The sequence below is a fragment of the Xanthobacter cornucopiae genome, from assembly GCF_043195065.2.
Classification (GTDB): Bacteria; Pseudomonadota; Alphaproteobacteria; order Rhizobiales; family Xanthobacteraceae; genus Xanthobacter.
This window is the reverse complement of sequence record NZ_CM195531.1, coordinates 3,949,004-3,964,247: the sequence shown is the minus strand read 5'-3', so window position 1 is coordinate 3,964,247 and position 15,244 is coordinate 3,949,004. Positions and strand designations below refer to the sequence as shown.

Annotated in this window: 13 protein-coding genes; 6 read left to right on the top strand and 7 right to left on the bottom strand. The window is 72.2% G+C overall.

All coding sequences use genetic code 11. The features are described 5' to 3' along the window. Window positions 1-73 precede the first annotated feature (73 nt). The 4 genes from V5F53_RS17415 to V5F53_RS17400 all read left to right on the top strand — a co-directional run bounded on the left by V5F53_RS17415 (window position 74) and on the right by V5F53_RS17400 (window position 4,189). A complete protein-coding gene (locus tag V5F53_RS17415) occupies window positions 74-1,477 on the top strand; it encodes a bifunctional enoyl-CoA hydratase/phosphate acetyltransferase (protein WP_509213015.1) in 1,404 nt (467 codons plus the stop codon). Between the two features lie 2 nt (window positions 1,478-1,479). After that, window positions 1,480-2,688 carry an acetate/propionate family kinase gene (locus V5F53_RS17410; protein WP_393996134.1) on the top strand — a complete coding sequence of 403 codons (1,209 nt, stop codon included), beginning with the start codon at window positions 1,480-1,482 and terminating at the stop codon, window positions 2,686-2,688. A gap of 158 nt (window positions 2,689-2,846) precedes the next feature. Continuing rightward, on the top strand, window positions 2,847-3,500 hold the full coding sequence (locus V5F53_RS17405; RefSeq protein ID WP_393996135.1) for a CoA transferase subunit A: 654 nt from the start codon (window positions 2,847-2,849) through the stop codon (window positions 3,498-3,500). Beyond that, entirely contained in the window at window positions 3,500-4,189 is a 690-nt protein-coding gene (locus tag V5F53_RS17400; protein ID WP_393996136.1) for a 3-oxoacid CoA-transferase subunit B, read from the top strand. Before V5F53_RS17405 ends, V5F53_RS17400 begins: the two co-directional genes overlap by 1 nt. 54 nt (window positions 4,190-4,243) lie before the next feature. Here the strand turns inward: V5F53_RS17400 and V5F53_RS17395 are convergent, their stop codons facing one another. The 7 genes from V5F53_RS17395 to V5F53_RS17365 form a co-directional block, all read right to left on the bottom strand. After that, complete coding sequence (locus V5F53_RS17395) at window positions 4,244-4,558, bottom strand: hypothetical protein (RefSeq protein ID WP_393996137.1); 315 nt, start codon at window positions 4,556-4,558, stop codon at window positions 4,244-4,246. A 319-nt stretch (window positions 4,559-4,877) separates the two neighbouring features. Continuing rightward, window positions 4,878-6,686, bottom strand: coding sequence for a BatD family protein (locus V5F53_RS17390; protein WP_393996138.1), 1,809 nt, complete (start codon window positions 6,684-6,686; stop codon window positions 4,878-4,880). After that, window positions 6,673-8,781 (bottom strand): VWA domain-containing protein, encoded by a 2,109-nt coding sequence (locus tag V5F53_RS17385; protein WP_393996139.1) that lies wholly within the window; start codon window positions 8,779-8,781, stop codon window positions 6,673-6,675. The genes V5F53_RS17390 and V5F53_RS17385 overlap by 14 nt, the downstream gene beginning before the upstream one ends. Further along, window positions 8,778-9,818 (bottom strand): vWA domain-containing protein, encoded by a 1,041-nt coding sequence (locus V5F53_RS17380; RefSeq protein ID WP_393996140.1) that lies wholly within the window; start codon window positions 9,816-9,818, stop codon window positions 8,778-8,780. The genes V5F53_RS17385 and V5F53_RS17380 overlap by 4 nt, the downstream gene beginning before the upstream one ends. After that, entirely contained in the window at window positions 9,815-10,324 is a 510-nt protein-coding gene (locus V5F53_RS17375; RefSeq protein ID WP_393996141.1) for a DUF4381 domain-containing protein, read from the bottom strand. Before V5F53_RS17375 ends, V5F53_RS17380 begins: the two co-directional genes overlap by 4 nt. Then, complete coding sequence (locus V5F53_RS17370; RefSeq protein ID WP_393996142.1) at window positions 10,324-11,301, bottom strand: DUF58 domain-containing protein; 978 nt, start codon at window positions 11,299-11,301, stop codon at window positions 10,324-10,326. Before V5F53_RS17370 ends, V5F53_RS17375 begins: the two co-directional genes overlap by 1 nt. Window positions 11,302-11,312: 11 nt before the next feature. After that, entirely contained in the window at window positions 11,313-12,233 is a 921-nt protein-coding gene (locus tag V5F53_RS17365; RefSeq protein WP_393996267.1) for an AAA family ATPase, read from the bottom strand. Between the two features lie 963 nt (window positions 12,234-13,196). Here V5F53_RS17365 and V5F53_RS17360 point away from each other — a divergent pair. Next, window positions 13,197-14,324: a DUF2778 domain-containing protein gene (locus V5F53_RS17360; protein WP_393996143.1), complete on the top strand. Its 1,128-nt coding sequence runs from the start codon at window positions 13,197-13,199 to the stop codon at window positions 14,322-14,324. Between the two features lie 243 nt (window positions 14,325-14,567). Continuing rightward, the gene (locus tag V5F53_RS17355) at window positions 14,568-15,197 is read left to right on the top strand and encodes a PadR family transcriptional regulator (protein ID WP_393996144.1); all 630 of its coding nucleotides are present in this window, start codon (window positions 14,568-14,570) and stop codon (window positions 15,195-15,197) included. The last annotated feature ends 47 nt before the right edge of the window (window positions 15,198-15,244 follow it).

Sequence of the window (15,244 nt, the reverse complement as noted above, 5' to 3'; positions counted from 1 at the left end):
CCTCCCGCCGCAGCGGCGGGACGTGAGCCGCCCTTCCTTTCGTGATTTTCCAGAGGTAAGGTCCCACCGCATGATGCGCGAAAACAAGACCTTCGACGAGCTCAAGCCGGGCGATGCCGCCGAGCTGCGGCGCGTCTGCACCACCGACGACCTGATCGTCTTCGCCAACGTCTCCGGCAACCACAACCCCATGCACCTGCCGAACCAGGACCTGGACGGCGACGGCAAGGAAGACGTGGTGGTGGCCCCCTCCATGTGGGTCGGCTCGCTGATCTCGGCGGTGCTTGGCAACGTGCTGCCAGGGCCCGGCACCCTCTATCGCACCCAGCTGTTCCGCTTCCACGCCCGGGCCTCGGCCGGCGACGAGCTGAACGCCAAGGTGAGCGTGCTCGAAAAAGCCGAGGACGGCTCGGTCCGTCTCGCCACCGAGGTGCGACGGGTGTCGGACGGCCAGCTGCTGCTGGAGGGCGAGGCGGTGGTGGAGGCCCCGCGGCAGAAGTTCACCTATGAGGAGCAGGAACTCCCCGGCCTGATCGTGCAGAGCCACCGCCATTTCGACGCGCTGCTGGCGCGGGCGGAGGCGCTGCCCCCGCTCTCGGTGGCGGTGGTGGCGCCGGAAGAGCCCGCCTCGCTGGGCGGCGCCCTGCTGGCGGCGCGGGAGAAGCTCATCACCCCGATCCTGGTGGGCAGCGCCCGCAAGATCGAGGCCGCGGCCAAGACCCTGGGCCTCAGCCTCGAAGGCATCGAGATCATCGACCGGCCGGAACACCCCGCCGCCGCCAACACCGCGGTGGACGTGGTGGCCGACGGTCGCGCCCAGGCCCTCATGAAGGGCCACCTGCACACCGACGAGCTGCTGAAGGCGGCTTTGCGCAAGGAGCGCGGCCTCCGCATCGGCCGGCGCTTCACCCATATCTTCGTCATGGACGTGCCGGGGCTCGCCCATCCCCTGCTGGTGACCGACGCGGCGATCAACATCGCCCCCGACCTGCTCACCAAGGTGGACATCGTCCAGAACGCCATCGACCTGGCGCTGTCGCTGGGCATCGATGTGCCCAAGGTGGGCGTGCTGTCGGCGGTGGAGACGGTGAACCCGGCCATCGCCTCGTCCGTGGACGCGGCGCTGCTGTCCAAGATGGCCGAGCGCGGCCAGATCACCGGCGGCCTGGTGGACGGGCCGCTGGCCATGGACAATGCGGTGGACATCGCCGCCGCCCGCATCAAGGGCATCCGCTCGCCGGTGGCCGGGCGGGCCGAGGTGCTGGTGGTGCCGGACCTCGACGCCGGCAACATGCTGGCCAAGCAGCTCACCTTCATCTCCCACGCCGAGGCCGCCGGCCTGGTGATGGGCGCCAAGGTGCCGATCATCCTCACCTCGCGCGCCGATGGCGAGAAGGCCCGCCTCGCCTCCTGCGCGGTGGCCGTGGTGCATCAGGCCCGGGTGGCGGCCGAGGCGGCCAAGGCGGAGGTGCTCTGACCATGGCACGCCCCGTCACCCTCACCCTGAACGCCGGCTCGTCGTCGCTCAAATTCTCGCTCTACGACATTTCCGAGGGGCCGGCCGAGCCGACCCTGATGGCGGTGGGCCAGGTCGACAGCATCGGCGGCAAGCCGAAGCTGAAGGCCACGCTGTCGCCGGCCACGCCGCCGGTCACCCGTGAGCTGGCCGCCGCCGACGCCCGCGACCACCACGGCGCCCTGGCGACCGCCCTGCAGGTGCTGCGCGCCCAGTATCCGGAGGCCAGGGCCTCGGTGGTGGGGCACCGGGTGGTGCACGGCGGCCCGCGCTTCTCCGAGCCGGTGGTGGTGACCGAGACGGTGATGCAGGAACTGCGGGAGCTCTCTCCGTTCGCGCCGCTGCACCAGCCGCACAATCTGGCCGGCATCGAGGCGGCCAGGGCGGCGTTCCCGCAGGCGCTGCAGGTGGCCTGCTTCGACACCGCCTTCCATCGCGCCCATCCAAAGGTCAACGACACCTTCGCCCTGCCGCGCGAATATTACGACAAGGGCGTGCGCCGCTACGGCTTCCACGGCCTCAGCTATGACTACATCACCGGCGAGCTGAAGCAGATCGCGCCGCTGCTGCACGACGGCCGCGTGGTGGTGGCGCACCTGGGCAACGGCGCCTCCATGTGCGCCATCCTGGGCGGGCGCTCCATCGCCTCCACCATGGGCTTCACGGCGCTCGACGGCCTGCCCATGGGCACCCGCTGCGGCCAGATCGACCCGGGCGTCATCTTCTACATGGTGCAGCAGGAGGGCAAGACCATCGACGAGGTCCGCGACCTCTTCTACACCAAGAGCGGCCTGCTCGGCATGTCCGGCCTGTCCAACGACATGCGGACCCTGGAGGCGGCCGACACCCCGGAAGCCCACGAGGCCATCGACTACTTCGTGTTCCGCATCCGCCGCGAGCTGGGCGGCCTGGCGGCGGCGCTCGGCGGCCTTGACGCGCTCATCTTCTGCGGCGGCATCGGCGAGAACTCGCGCAAGATCCGCCGCCGCATCTGCGAGGGCATGAGCTGGATCGGCCTCGAGCTCGACCACGACCAGAACGACGTCAACGCCCGCGTCATTTCCACCGAGTTCAGCCGGGCGCGGATCATGGTGATCCCCACCAATGAGGAATTGGTGATCGCCCGCGCCTGCAAGCGCCTGCTGGCCCGGGAGCAGGCGCAGGCGGCCTGAGACCGGCGCATCGCCACACCGCGGCGGCCGCGCGAAGCTGCGTCACGCTTCCGCCGGAAGCGCCCGCGCCAGCCGGTGCCGGGCGGCCGGCGCGCCGGCCTGAGATCGACCGGAGCGGCGGCATGTTCCCCATGCCGCCCGAGACGAGAGGAAACTCCATGAAGAAGGCCATCAAACCCGAGGACGCCGCCGCCCTCATTCCGGACGGAGCGCGTGTGCTGATCGGCGGCTTCATGGCCGTCGGCAGCCCGCTGCGCCTCATCGACGCCCTGGTGGAACGCGGCGCGCGGAACCTGACGGTCATCGCCAACGACGCCGGCCTGCCGCACAAGGGCATCGGCCGGCTGGTGCACGCCGGGGCGGTGAAGCATGCCATCATGTCCCACATCGGCCTCAACCCCGAGATCCAGCAGAAGATGATCTCCGGCGAGGTGACGGTGGAACTGGTGCCCCAGGGCACGCTGGTGGAGCGCATCCGCGCCGCCGGCATGGGCCTCGGCGGCATCCTCACCGCGACCGGCCTCGGCACCCCGGTGGAAGAGGGCAAGCCGGTGATCGAGGTGGAGGGCAAGCGCTACCTGCTGGAAACCCCCATCCACGCCGATTTCGCCCTCATCGGCGCGCGCCAGGCGGACTACGTGGGCAACCTCGAGTATTCGCTGACGGCGCAGAACTTCAATCCCATCATGGCGCTCGCCGGCAAGGTGGTGATCGCCGAGCCGGACGTGATCGTTCCGGTGGGCGTGATCCCGCCCGACGAGGTGCGCACCCCCGGTGTGCTGGTGGACCATCTTCTGGCGAGGGCCGCGTGATGACCGACAAGACCACCTCCGCGGCCGCGCCCGCCTGGAACCCGAAGACCATCATCGCCGCCCGCGTGGCTCAGGAACTCCGGCCCGGCATGCTGGTGAACCTGGGCATCGGCCTGCCGAGTCTGGTGGCCAACTTCCTGGCTCCCGGCGCCGATGTGTTCTTCCAGGCCGAGAACGGCGTGATCGGCCTCGGCGCGCACCCGCCGGAAGGCATGGAAGACCCCTACCTCACCGACGCCGGCGGCGGCTTCGTCTCGGCGGTGCCGGGCGCCGCCTCCATCGACAGCTCCGTGAGCTTCGGCCTCATCCGCGGCGGCCATCTCGACCTGACCGTGCTGGGCGGCCTGCAGGTGGACGAGCGCGGCTATCTCGCCAACTGGATGGTGCCCGGCCAGAAGGTGCCGGGCATGGGCGGCGCCATGGACCTGGTGGCCGGCGCCAAGGCGGTGATCGTCGCCATGGTGCACGCCGCCAAGGGCGAGCCCAAGATCGTGCCCGAATGCACCCTGCCGCTCACCGCCGCCCGGCGGGTGACGCTCATCGTCACCGAATTGGCGGTGATCCGGCCCACCGACGACGGCCTGGTGCTGCAGGAGCGCGGCCCCGGCGTGTCGATCGAGGATATCCTCGCCGCCACCTCCGCCAAGCTGATCATTCCGGACCACGTTCCCGAAATGGTTCTCGGCTGACGCCGGCAAGGGCGCCCGCCCCGGCGGGCGCCCTTGCCCGAGCAGCGCGTCCGCTCACAGATCCACATAGACGAAGCGATCGGCCTTCAGGGTCGGATAATTGGCGCGCAGCGCGGTGGCGAGCTTGCCGACCAGCGTCTTGTCGCCGGCCGCCGAAGGGCCGACGAAGTCGGTGCCAGCCATCCAGGTCTCGAAATAGCAGTGCAGGGTCTGGTCATAGTCCGCCCCGGTGGGATTGGCGGTCTTGTCCGACAGCGCGACGACGCCGGCCGCGCTCACCTCCAGCCGCCAGTCGCGATCATCCACCACCGAGGCGATGAGCTTGGCGAGATCGGCGTCGGTCCATTCGGCATTGAGATCGAGCGGCATGGCGGGCTCCACGGCAGGCGCGCAAAATGAGCGAGCGCGCGGTTTGGCAATGCCCTGCGCCAAGCAAGATCCGGTCCATCGGGATCCGGCCATGCCCTATACCAAAGGCCCATGAGCTTGACTCATGGGCCTTTGGTCGAGCCCGCGCGGCGCTTGAGCGAACCCACTTGGCACCGGTCGAAGATCGGGGCCGATGGTATTAGGGAAGGCGGAAGCCGCCCGATGCCCGAAGAGAGCCAAGCCCCGCCGCCACCCTCCCCGTCCCGCGCGCCACGGCGCCAGCCGCGCGCACGGGCACGCAGGCCATCGCCGCCGCGCGTCAGGCCTCGGGATAAAGCGGCGCCAGCCGTGCCCCGGCCGCGCGGCGCGCCGCCCGCGCCTGCCGCCGCTCCGCCCGGCGCACCGCCGCCAGCAGCGCCGCGCCGCTCCAGCGCCGGCTGTCGGCGCCATAAAGATGCCGCGCCAGGGCCTCTCCCGCGGCCGTCAGGTCCGGCTCGGGCGGATTGAAGGCGCCAAGACGGGACAATCCGCCGAGGGTCGCGTGGGCGGTCGCGGCATCGCCGGCGCGGCAGGCGGCCTTGAGCCCAGCCATCAGGCGGTCGCGATCCGGCGCCACGGGGCGAAGCGGCCCGCGCCGCCGGCGCCCGCCCGCCGGCCGTGTCGGATTCGCCGCTGTCGGTTTCGCCACGCCGGGGCGGCGGCGCAGCCACACCAGCAGCGCCAGCGCGGCCGCGCCGCCCCCCGCGAGCAGGCTGGCGGCAAGCCGGTGCTCGCGCAGCAGGTCGACCATGCCGGCAAGGCTCCACCCGCCGCCGGCCGGCGCCCCGTCCGGCCCCCGCGCGGGCGCGCCGGCCGCGACGGCGGGAGCGGATATGGGGACGGCCGGCGCCAGGGTCTCGGCGCCCGGCCGCACGTTCAGCGTGACCGCCGGCAGCACCGCCATTTCCTGGCGGTTGGTGGACAGGTTCCACCATGGCACCTCGATGGCCGGCAGCGTCACCGGGCCGGGCCGGGTGGGCACCACCGCGAAGCTCTTGACCAGCGCCGCCCCGCCCTCGCCGTCGATCAGGGTCGCATCCGAGCGGCTGTCCTCGGCATATTGGCGCAGGCCTTCCACCGGCGCCGCCTCCAGCGGCGGCAGCTGGTTCGGCCCGGCACCCCGCGCCGCCAGGGTGAGCGTGCGGGTGAGGGTATCGCCCACCTTCGCGTCGGCGGGCGGCGCCGACCACTCCTGGGTCAGGGTGACGCCGCGCGCCGGCAGGAACCAGCCGCTGACGCCGGCCGGGCGCGGCTGCACGGTGACCGAGACCGGCCGGGAGCGCAGGGTCTCGGTGCGGCTCGCCAGATCGCCGAACATGCCACGGCCGAGCATGTTCGACATGTCGGAACCGGCGGAGCTGCCCTTGAAGCCGGGCAGGCTGGCGGTGAGGGTGATGGGCGGAATGGTGATGACCCCGCTCCGCTGCGGCCGCATCAGGTAGCTTTGCTCGATCACCCGGTACCGGCGCCGGCCGATGGTCTTCACATAAGAGCGCTGACCGCCGTCCGGGGTGAAGGTGGCACCATCGGCGACCGGCTGCTCCATGGAGCCCGACCGCATGCCGATGCTGTCGTAGATGCGGATGGTGACCGGCACGTCGCTCTGCACGAAGGCCGGCGTCGCCGCCGCCTCGACCCGCACGAACAGGGGCTCGTCGTCCAGCCCCGCCTGTCCGGAGGCCGGCACCACCTGCACCTGCACCGGAGCCGAAGTGAGCCCGCCGACGCTCAGGGGCGGCACCGCGAGGGTGCCGACGCGCTTGGGCAGCAAGGTCATCACCCACTGGTCGACATGGGCGGGCTTGCCGCCGATCATCTCGGCGCGGCTGGCGCGGCGGCGGTCGACAATGTCGAAATCCCGGGCCAGCGGGCTCACGTCCGGTGGATCGCGGCTGTCGCCATCGGTGAGCGACAGCACCAGATCGAAGGTTTCGCCCGCTGTCACCACGAAGCGATCCGGTGCCGCCGACAGGCTGGCCGCCTGCGCGGGGGCAAGGCCGGCGCCGGCGAGGGCCCCTCCCAGCACCGCCGCCAGCAGCAGCGCCGGTAGCACGGGACGCGAACCGGACCGGCGGCTAGTTGTTTTCATCTTGCACCGCCATGCCGCTGCCGCCGTAATAGGCGCGAATCCGGGCGCGCAGCAGCCCGGCCGGATCGTCCGGCACCGTGCGCAGCGCCTGTTCGCTGTTCTGGTCCTGCTCGCTCAGAGGCGCCCCCGAAGACGGCAGCGCCACCGCGCCGGGCTCGCCCGTGTCGTCCTTTTGCCCGGACGGCGAAGCCGCCACGGGCCGGGGCGGCGGCCCCTGGTCCTGCGCCCCCTCTCCGGGCGGCGGCGCGGCCGTCCTCCCGGGCTCCGGAGCTGCGGGCGGAGATGGGGCAGGCCGCGCCGCCGCCGGATCAGGCCGCGGCGGCGGCGCGCCCGGAGGCGGACCGGGATCGGGCTTCGGCTCCGGCTTGGATTCCGGCTTCGCTTGCGACTTGGGGTCCGGCTTCGCCTCGGTCGGCTTGGCCTCGTTCGCCTTGGCCTCGTTCGGCTTGGGCGGGTTGGCAGGCGCAGGGGGTTTGGGATCACCGGACTTGGGATCACCGGATTGGGCGTCGCCCCCCTTCGAGTCCCGGCCTTTGGCGTCGCCCGATTGCGCGGCGTCCGGCTTGGACGGTGTCTTCTTCTCACCGCCCTTGTCGGCGCCGGACTGGCCCTTGTCGCCCGTCTTCGGGTCGTTCTGCTGCTGACCCCCGCCGCCGGACTGCTTCTTCTGTTCCTCGTCCTTCTGGCGCTTCAGCAATTGCTGCACCAGGTCGCGGTTGAAGAGGGCGTCGGCATGGGCCGGATCGGCTTTGAGCGCCGCGTCATAGGCCGACAGCGCCTGTTCCAGCTGGCCGGCCCGGGCCAGCGCATTGCCGCGATTGTAGTCGCCGCCCGGCACCCGGCCGAAGGCGGCGGCGGCCTCCTCGAAACGGCCCGCCTTGTAGAGGGCGCTGGCCTGCCACTCCGGATTCTCGAAGCGGCGGGCGGCGCCGGCATAATCGCCTCCGGCATAGGCGTCGGCGCCCTGCTGGTCGGGCCGCCGCCACAGATCGCTCCAGCGCGTGTCCATGGCGGCGGGCGCGGGTGGCGCGGCGCCGTCCTGCGCCCGCGCGCCGCCCGGCGGCAGCACGAGCAGGGCCAGCGGCAGCGCGAACAGCAGGCCGCGCCGAAACGCCAGCGGCGCCAGCAGCAGCAGCACCAGCGCCAGATACGGACCCATGTCGGCCCATTGGTCGGCGGTCATGCCGCTGTCCTGCAACGGATTGCCGCCGCCGGCCGCCAGCGGGGCGGCGAAGATGGCGTCAAGGTCGCGGTCGTCCACGCTCAGGGGCACGAACGTGCCGCCGCCCTGCTCCGCCACCTGGGTCAGGCGCGCCTTGTCCATGCGCGCCAGGGCCGGAGCGCCGTCGGCCCCGCGCAGCAGGCCGCCGTCCGGCGCCGCCCGGGTTCCACCCATGACCGAGCCGACGCCGATGACGCTCACCCGATAGCCCGCAGTGGCGGCGGCCGCGGCGGCGGCGCGAGTCCGGGCCGGGTCGTCGCCCACGCCGTCGGTCACCAGCACGATGCGGCCCTCGCGGGCATTGGCGCCCTTCAGCAATTCCACCGCCTTGGCGATGGCGAGGTCCGGCCGGCTGGCGTCCACCGGCATCAGGTCGGTGGCCAGCTCCGGCAGCATCTGGGCAATGATGCGCCCATCCTCGGTGAGGGGGGCCGCCACGAACGGCACGTCGGCGAACACGATCAGCCCCACCTGGCCGCCGCGCATGCGGGCGACCACGTCGTCCAGCTTGTGACGGGCGGCGGTGAGGCGGCTCGGTGCCTGGTCGGTGGCATCCATGGTGCGGCCCAGGCTGAGCACCATCACCGTGGGGTCCAGCCGGTCGAGCGCCGGGGCCGGCAGCTTGCGCCAGGTGGGACCAGCCATGGCGAGGCTGGCCAGCACCCAGCCGGCCAGCAGCAGCGCCACCGGCCAGCGGCCGGCGCCGGCCTCGCCCCGCACCGCGAGGTGCCGCAGCAGGTGGGCATCCACCAGCCCGCGCCAGTCCTCCCGTCCGGCCCGCAGCGACCGCCAGCCGGCCAGCGCGATCAGCAGCGCCGGCACCAGCGCCAGCAGCCATGCCGGCCGCAGGAAATGGAAATCGGCGGGGATCATGGCCGAGCCTCCTCCGCCGGCGCCTCGCCCCTCCGGCCCCGCCCGGCCCCGGCGGGCACCAGCCGGGCCACGCCCAGCGCCAGGCTGAGCGCCAGCGCCACGCCGAGCGGCCATTGGAACAGAGCCTGGGTGGCATTGAGATAGAGCGGGTCGCCGGCCACCGGCTCCAGCCGGTCGATGTCGGCATAGATGCCGGCGAGGCCCTGCAGGTCACGGGCCCGGAAGTAGCGCCCGCCGGTGAGCGCGGCGATCTTGCGCAGGGTGTCCTCGTCGAGGTCGCTGGGGCCGTTGGCCATGAAGGGGTTCAGGCCCAGGCCGGGGGCCATGGCCCGGGGGTCGGCGCCGACGCCGATGGTGTAGATCTTCACCTGCTCCCGCCGCGCCAGCTCCGCCGCCTGGAGCGGGTTGAGCACGCCGGATGTGTTGGCGCCGTCGGTGAGCAGGATCAGCACCCGCTGGTCGGCGGGCCGGTTGCGCAGGGTCTTGATGGCGAGGCCGATGGCGTCGCCGATGGCGGTCTCCTGCCCGGTCATGCCGATGGAGGCGGCGGCCAGCAGTTCGCGCACCACGGTGCGGTCGAAGGTGAGGGGCGCCTGCACATAGGCGCGGGAGCCGAACAGGATCAGCCCCACCCGGTCGCCGGCGCGGCGGGCGATGAAGTCGTCGGCCACCGCCTTCACCACCGACAGCCGGTCCACCGGCACGCCACGGACGGCGAAATCCTCCCGCGACATGGAGCCGGAGAGGTCCACCGCCAGCATCAGGTCGCGCCCCTCCACCGGCACCGCCACTGGCGGCCCCACATAGGTGGGCCGCGCCGCCGCGCTCACCAGCAGCAGCCAGACGAGGCCCAGGCCGAGCATCCACCACCGCCGCCCGCCGGCGCCGGCGCCGGCCAGGCCCGAGGCGGCGAGCTCCCGGAAGAAGGGCACCCGCAGCGCCCCCGCCCGGGGGGTCGGCGCCGGCGGCAGCAGCAGCCGCGCCAGCAGCGGCAGGGGCAGGAACAGGAAGGCCCAGAGCCATTGGAAGGCGATCATGCGTGGCTCCGGATCCAGCGCCGCACCGCCGCCGCCAGCGCCTTGCAGTCGATGGCCTCGGCCTCCGGCGCGCCGGGCGGCAGATAGGGCGCGACGGCCAGGAAGCGGCCCAGCTCCTCCGGCATGCCCTTGGCCCCGGCGCCGAGGAAGCGGGCAAAGGCCTCGCCGGTGAACGCCGCCGCCGGTGAATGGGGATCGCGGCTCAGCAGGATGCGGCGGATCACCACCGCCCCGGCGGCCCCCGTGGCACGGGTGTCGCCCGCGCGCGCCACCGCCGCGAACGCCTGCAGCGCCCGATAGGCCAGGGTCTGCCGGCGCCGCCATTCGAGAAAGGCAACGAGCAGCACCAGCGCCAGCACCAGCCCCGCCACGGCGAGCCAGCCCGGCGCCGGGGGCCAGAACGGCACCGCATCGGGGATGTGGATGTCGCGCAGGTCGGTGAGCGGATCGCGGGCGGGATCGAGCGACACCGGCGGGCGCTGCGGCAGAATAAGGTCCTGCGCCATTACCGCCCCCCGCGCCGGGCAGGGCGGCCCGCTCCCAGCCGCTCGGGATGCAGCAGGTCGGCGGCGTCCTGCCCGGTCTCGAGCGGCACGAATGCCATGCCATGCTGGCGGCAGAACAGCTCGATCCGCGCCCGCCGCGCCGCGAACCGCGCCGCATAGGCGGCGGCGAGGTCGCTCCGGCCGGTCTCCAGCCGCGCCACCGCCGCGCCGTCGCTCACCCGATAGCTACCGGGCGGCGGCAAGCGCGCCTCAAGCGGATCGTGCACGAACACCGCGGTAACCTGGCTCGCCTGTGCCAGTCGGTTGAGCTCGCGGGCGGCGGCGGCGTCGAAATCCGCGAAGTCGCTGGCCAGGAACACCAGGGTGCCGGGCCGGGCGGCGGCGCGCAGACGGGCGATGGCTTCCGCCAGCGCGGGCTCGGCGGCGACCGCCTCCGCCTCGTCGCCGAAGCCGTCGGCCGTGGCCGCCGCCACCGCCTTGACGAAGTGCAGGATGCGCCGGCGGCTGCGCTCGGGCCGGAAGGCGGCCAGTTGCAGGGGCGTCAGCACCACTCCGCCCACCCGGTCGCCGCCGGCGATGGCGACCCAGGTGAGCACCGCCGCCGCCCGCGCCGCCAGCACCGACTTGAAGCAGTCGCGGGTGCCGAAGCGCATGGCGCGGCGCGCGTCCACCAGCAGCAGCACCGGCCGCTCACGCTCCTCCTGGAACAGCTTGGTGTGGGCCTTGCCGGTGCGGGCGGTCACCCGCCAGTCGATGGTGCGGATGTCGTCGCCGTGCTGGTAGGCGCGCACCTCGTCGAACTCCATGCCGCGCCCGCGGAACGAGGAGCGGTGGCCGCCGAACTGGTGGGTGCGCACCTTGCCGCCGGGAGCGAAGCCGCCCACGTTCTCGCCGGGTCGTTCCGCCACCAGCTCCTCGAGGCTGGCGACGAGACCGTAGAGCGGATCGGGGACGGGCGGGGGCAGAGTCTGCGGCATCGGCGCGCTGGTCAGCTCACCGGCACGCGCGCGACGAGGGCGTCGAGAAAGTCGTCGGCCCCCATGCCATCGGCCTCGGCCTCGAAGGTGAGCAGGATGCGGTGCCGCAGCACCGGCTTCGCCACCGCCTGCACATCCTCGGGGGTGACGAAGTCGCGGCCGCGCAGCCAGGCATGGGCGCGGGCGCAGCGGTCGAGGGCGATGGAGCCACGCGGGCTCGCCCCGAACGACACCAACCCGTCCAGGTCGTCGCCATAGAGGGTGGGGGTGCGGGTGGCGAACACGAGCTGCAGCAGATACTCCTCCACCGCCGCCGACATATAGGTGGCGAGCGCCGCCTTGCGGGCGGCGAAGATGACCGACTGGGCCAACGGCGCGCCGAACTCCACCACCTCGCCATTGGCCTCGCCGCGCACCAGCCGCAGGATGCGCCGCTCGGCGGCGATGTCGGGATAGTCGATCTTCACATGCAGCAGGAAGCGGTCGAGCTGGGCTTCCGGCAGTGGATAGGTGCCTTCCTGCTCGATCGGATTCTGGGTGGCCATCACCAGGAACAAGTGCGGCAGGGCATAGGTGACGCCGCCCACCGTCACCTGCCGCTCGGCCATGGCCTCCAGCAGCGCCGCCTGCACCTTGGCGGGGGCGCGGTTGATCTCGTCCGCCAGGATGAAATTGTGGAACACCGGGCCGGGCTGGAACCGGAAGCTGCCGTCCTCGGGGCGGAAGATGTCGGTGCCGGTGAGGTCGGACGGCAGCAGGTCCGGCGTGAACTGGATACGCTGGTCATCGCAATCGATGGCCCGGGCCAGCGCCTTGATGGCCTTGGTCTTGGCGAGGCCGGGCGCGCCCTCCACCAGCAGGTGCCCGTCCGCCAGCACCGCCACCAGCAGCAGATCGACAAACGCCGGCTGGCCGAGGATCGCGTCGTTCATGTAGTCGGCGAGGCGGGCGAACGCACCGGCGAGATCGGCCGCGGAAAGGGCGCTGGCGTCAAGGGCGGCTTCGGGTTTGGCGGGCATCGCAAGGTCGGTTCCGGTTCGGGCCGTCGAATGGGACCCTTATAGCGCGAGTGCGGCGCAATACGCATCGTCGCGCCGATCATTCTTCACCTCTGCCAGCGCCCCGCCCGCCGCGGCGGCGGGCCACGCCATGCGGCCCGGGGTCTGCGGCAAGACCACGCAGGAGCGCGCGCGGAACGGGTGTGGAACGGGTGTGGAACAGGCGCGGCGGCCCCGCCGCCTCTGGGGTCCTGGCCGGGGTGCGTGCGCCGATCGTATTTTCCCGGAGGCACCGCACGCTTGTCGTAGCGCCAGCGCACACCCAGTTGTGAAGGAACCGGCCGGTTGCCGCAGTGCCCGCATGTGCCAGACTTCAAGCATGCTGCGGCTCATCCGGCCGCGCGCGCAGACACGGGAGGAGCCGCAACGGGGCTTTGGCCTGAGACCGGGGGAGAGGCGGCGCGAATGGACATGCCGCACCAGCATGCCGTGCGCACCGATTGCCCGCTGTCGCACCAGCGGCGGGGTGTGGAGCATTGCGTGCACGGCGCTCCTTATTCTCGCCTTTTCAATCTGTTCCGGTCCCCGTAAAGAGATTGGTTACGGAACCTCGATAGGTTTCAGGCGACAGGCCCGAGGGGGCTGCCGCATCGCGGTGCGGAGCCTTGGGGCATCGCCCCTCCCCAGCGTGGGGAGAGCAGGCACGCCGTGGACATCGGGTCGGGCACGAGTGTGACGATCGTGGACTTGCGTCAGGACAGCGGGTGTCGCCGGCCGGAAGCATCGGACGGGCCCCGCACGCCGGAACCGGCCTCCGGCCGCCCCGGCAGTGACGAGACGGTTCCGCCGCTGCGGGACCAGAATCGTGATGAGGCATCGTTTCGAGCGACGAGGGTCATGGCGGAACCGAACTGGACAACGGACTTCGAGACGGACGACACGACCCCGCGCCGGCGGTGGCGCGCCCCCCATATGGTGGCGGCGGGCGTGCTGGGCGTTTCGGTGGTCGCGGTCGCCGCCTTCGCCGCCACGTCCGGGTTCGCCCGGATCGGCAGCGCGCCCCAGGCCGATGGCTTCGAGCTGCGGGCCGCCGTCACGCCCGGTCCCCGCGTCTACAGTCTGGCCAGCACCTTCGATCCGGTGAGCCGCGCCGACGGCCTGCCCGGCTCCGGCGCGCTGGCCATCGATTCTTATTGGATTCTCGGGCCGAGCCTGACCGCCCCGCCCAGCACCTTTGCGCTGCCGCGCCGTTCCGATGGCGCCGACCCGGAGCGGGATGCCCGCATCGCCGCCCTCATCATCGAGAGCGTTCCGGTGCCCTCGCGCAACCCGCTGTTCGCCGGGCGCCTGCCGGAAGCCGAGCCGCAACTGCCGGCAGTGCCGCTGCCGCAGGGCAATCCGCTGCTGCGCGGCCGGCGCCAGCTTGCCTCCCTCACTCCCACCGACGTGCCGGAGGTGGCGCCGCCCGCCGCCAACCGGCCGGTCGAGCCCGAGGCCGCCCCGCCCCCCGCCCCCCGGGCGCCGGCCGCCCCGAGCTCCGTTGACCAGGGGGTGCCCCTGCCGACACCGGGCAGCGGCTATGCGCTGTACGATATCGAAGGCCAGATGGTGTACATGCCCAACGGCGAGAAGCTGGAGGCCCACTCCGGCTACGGCGAGGCCATGGACGACATCCGCCAGGTGGCGCTGAAAATGCGCGGCCCCACCCCGCCCAACATCTACACGCTGCGCCCGCGCGAAGCCCTGTTCCACGGGGTGGAGACGCTGCGCATGACGCCGGTGGGCAGCGGCAAGATGTATGGCCGCGACGGCTTCCTCATCCATCCCTTCATGATGGGACCGCGCGGCGATTCCAATGGCTGCGTCTCGGTGAAGGATCACGGCAAGATCCTCAGCGCCTACCGGCGCGGCGAGATCAAGAAGATCGTCGTGGTGGCGCGCTTGCCCAACAGCCAGAAGCCGGCACCCTCGCTCCTGTCCTGGCTGCTGCCGAAGCAGCCCCAGGCCGACACCCCCGCGCAGTGAGCGGCCGCACCGCCATCTGAACCGGCTTCCGGCCGCGACCGTCCCCCGCGCCGCACCCATCGGCGCGAGGCCGTAGCCCTGCGCCCGCACCGGTGCGCGCACCGGCCTTTGGCGGGCCGGCACCCAATCACACAGTCGTGATCTCATCAGCACCCCACCGCCGCCCGGCGCATTGACACGAGATATATCGAAAGATACAAACGCATCATCATGTATCGAAAGACATATCTGAGAGAACTAAACATGTTTGGACACCGACACCACGGGCACGAGGCCCATTTCGGCGGCGCGGGCGATGATGGCGAGATGCGCGGTTCGCGCGGCGGACGGGGCGGTCGCGGACGGGGAGGCGGCGGCGGCGGCGAGATGTTCCGCATCGGCCGCATGCTGGCCCACGGCGACCTGAAGCTTCTCGCCCTCGCCCTGATCGCCGAGCGGCCGCGCCACGGCTACGAGATCATCAAGCTGATCGAGGAGAAGACCGCCGGCTGGTATGCGCCGAGCCCGGGCGTGGTCTATCCCACCCTCACCTTCCTGGAGGAGGCCGGCTATGTGACGGCGGAGCCGGACGGCGCCAAGAAGCTCTATTCCATCACCGAAGAGGGCCGCGCCTACCTGGAGCAGAACCGCGACTTCGCCGATGCCATCCTCGAGCGCATCTCGCAGATCGGCGACAAGATGGGCCGGGTGCGCAAGTGGATGGGCTGGAGCGAGGGCGGCCCCAATGCCGGCGCACAGCTGCCCCGCCTGGTGGAGGCCGCCATCGAGAACCTGCGCGACGTGTCGCGGCAGAAGCTGGACCAGAGCCGCGCCGCCGAGACCCGCATCGTGGAGATCCTCGCCCGCGCCGCCGGCGACATCCGCGAGGCCTGAGCGGTCCTCCCGGATGCGCCCGCCCGCCCCGGGCCGGGCGCATCCGG

Excerpts from the sequence above, each read along its gene's own strand:
- V5F53_RS17370 (WP_393996142.1), bottom strand. The coding sequence starts at position 11,301 with ATGCCGCAGACTCTGCCCCCGCCCGTCCCCGATCCGCTCTACGGTCTC.
- V5F53_RS17365 (WP_393996267.1), bottom strand. The coding sequence starts at position 12,233 with ATGAACGACGCGATCCTCGGCCAGCCGGCGTTTGTCGATCTGCTGCTG.
- V5F53_RS17415 (WP_509213015.1), top strand. The coding sequence starts at position 74 with ATGCGCGAAAACAAGACCTTCGACGAGCTCAAGCCGGGCGATGCCGCC.
- V5F53_RS17375 (WP_393996141.1), bottom strand. The coding sequence starts at position 10,324 with ATGGCGCAGGACCTTATTCTGCCGCAGCGCCCGCCGGTGTCGCTCGAT.
- V5F53_RS17400 (WP_393996136.1), top strand. The coding sequence starts at position 3,500 with ATGACCGACAAGACCACCTCCGCGGCCGCGCCCGCCTGGAACCCGAAG.
- V5F53_RS17410 (WP_393996134.1), top strand. The coding sequence starts at position 1,480 with ATGGCACGCCCCGTCACCCTCACCCTGAACGCCGGCTCGTCGTCGCTC.
- V5F53_RS17355 (WP_393996144.1), top strand. The coding sequence starts at position 14,568 with ATGTTTGGACACCGACACCACGGGCACGAGGCCCATTTCGGCGGCGCG.
- V5F53_RS17360 (WP_393996143.1), top strand. The coding sequence starts at position 13,197 with ATGGCGGAACCGAACTGGACAACGGACTTCGAGACGGACGACACGACC.
- V5F53_RS17395 (WP_393996137.1), bottom strand. The coding sequence starts at position 4,558 with ATGCCGCTCGATCTCAATGCCGAATGGACCGACGCCGATCTCGCCAAG.
- V5F53_RS17380 (WP_393996140.1), bottom strand. The coding sequence starts at position 9,818 with ATGATCGCCTTCCAATGGCTCTGGGCCTTCCTGTTCCTGCCCCTGCCG.
- V5F53_RS17390 (WP_393996138.1), bottom strand. The coding sequence starts at position 6,686 with ATGAAAACAACTAGCCGCCGGTCCGGTTCGCGTCCCGTGCTACCGGCG.
- V5F53_RS17405 (WP_393996135.1), top strand. The coding sequence starts at position 2,847 with ATGAAGAAGGCCATCAAACCCGAGGACGCCGCCGCCCTCATTCCGGAC.
- V5F53_RS17385 (WP_393996139.1), bottom strand. The coding sequence starts at position 8,781 with ATGATCCCCGCCGATTTCCATTTCCTGCGGCCGGCATGGCTGCTGGCG.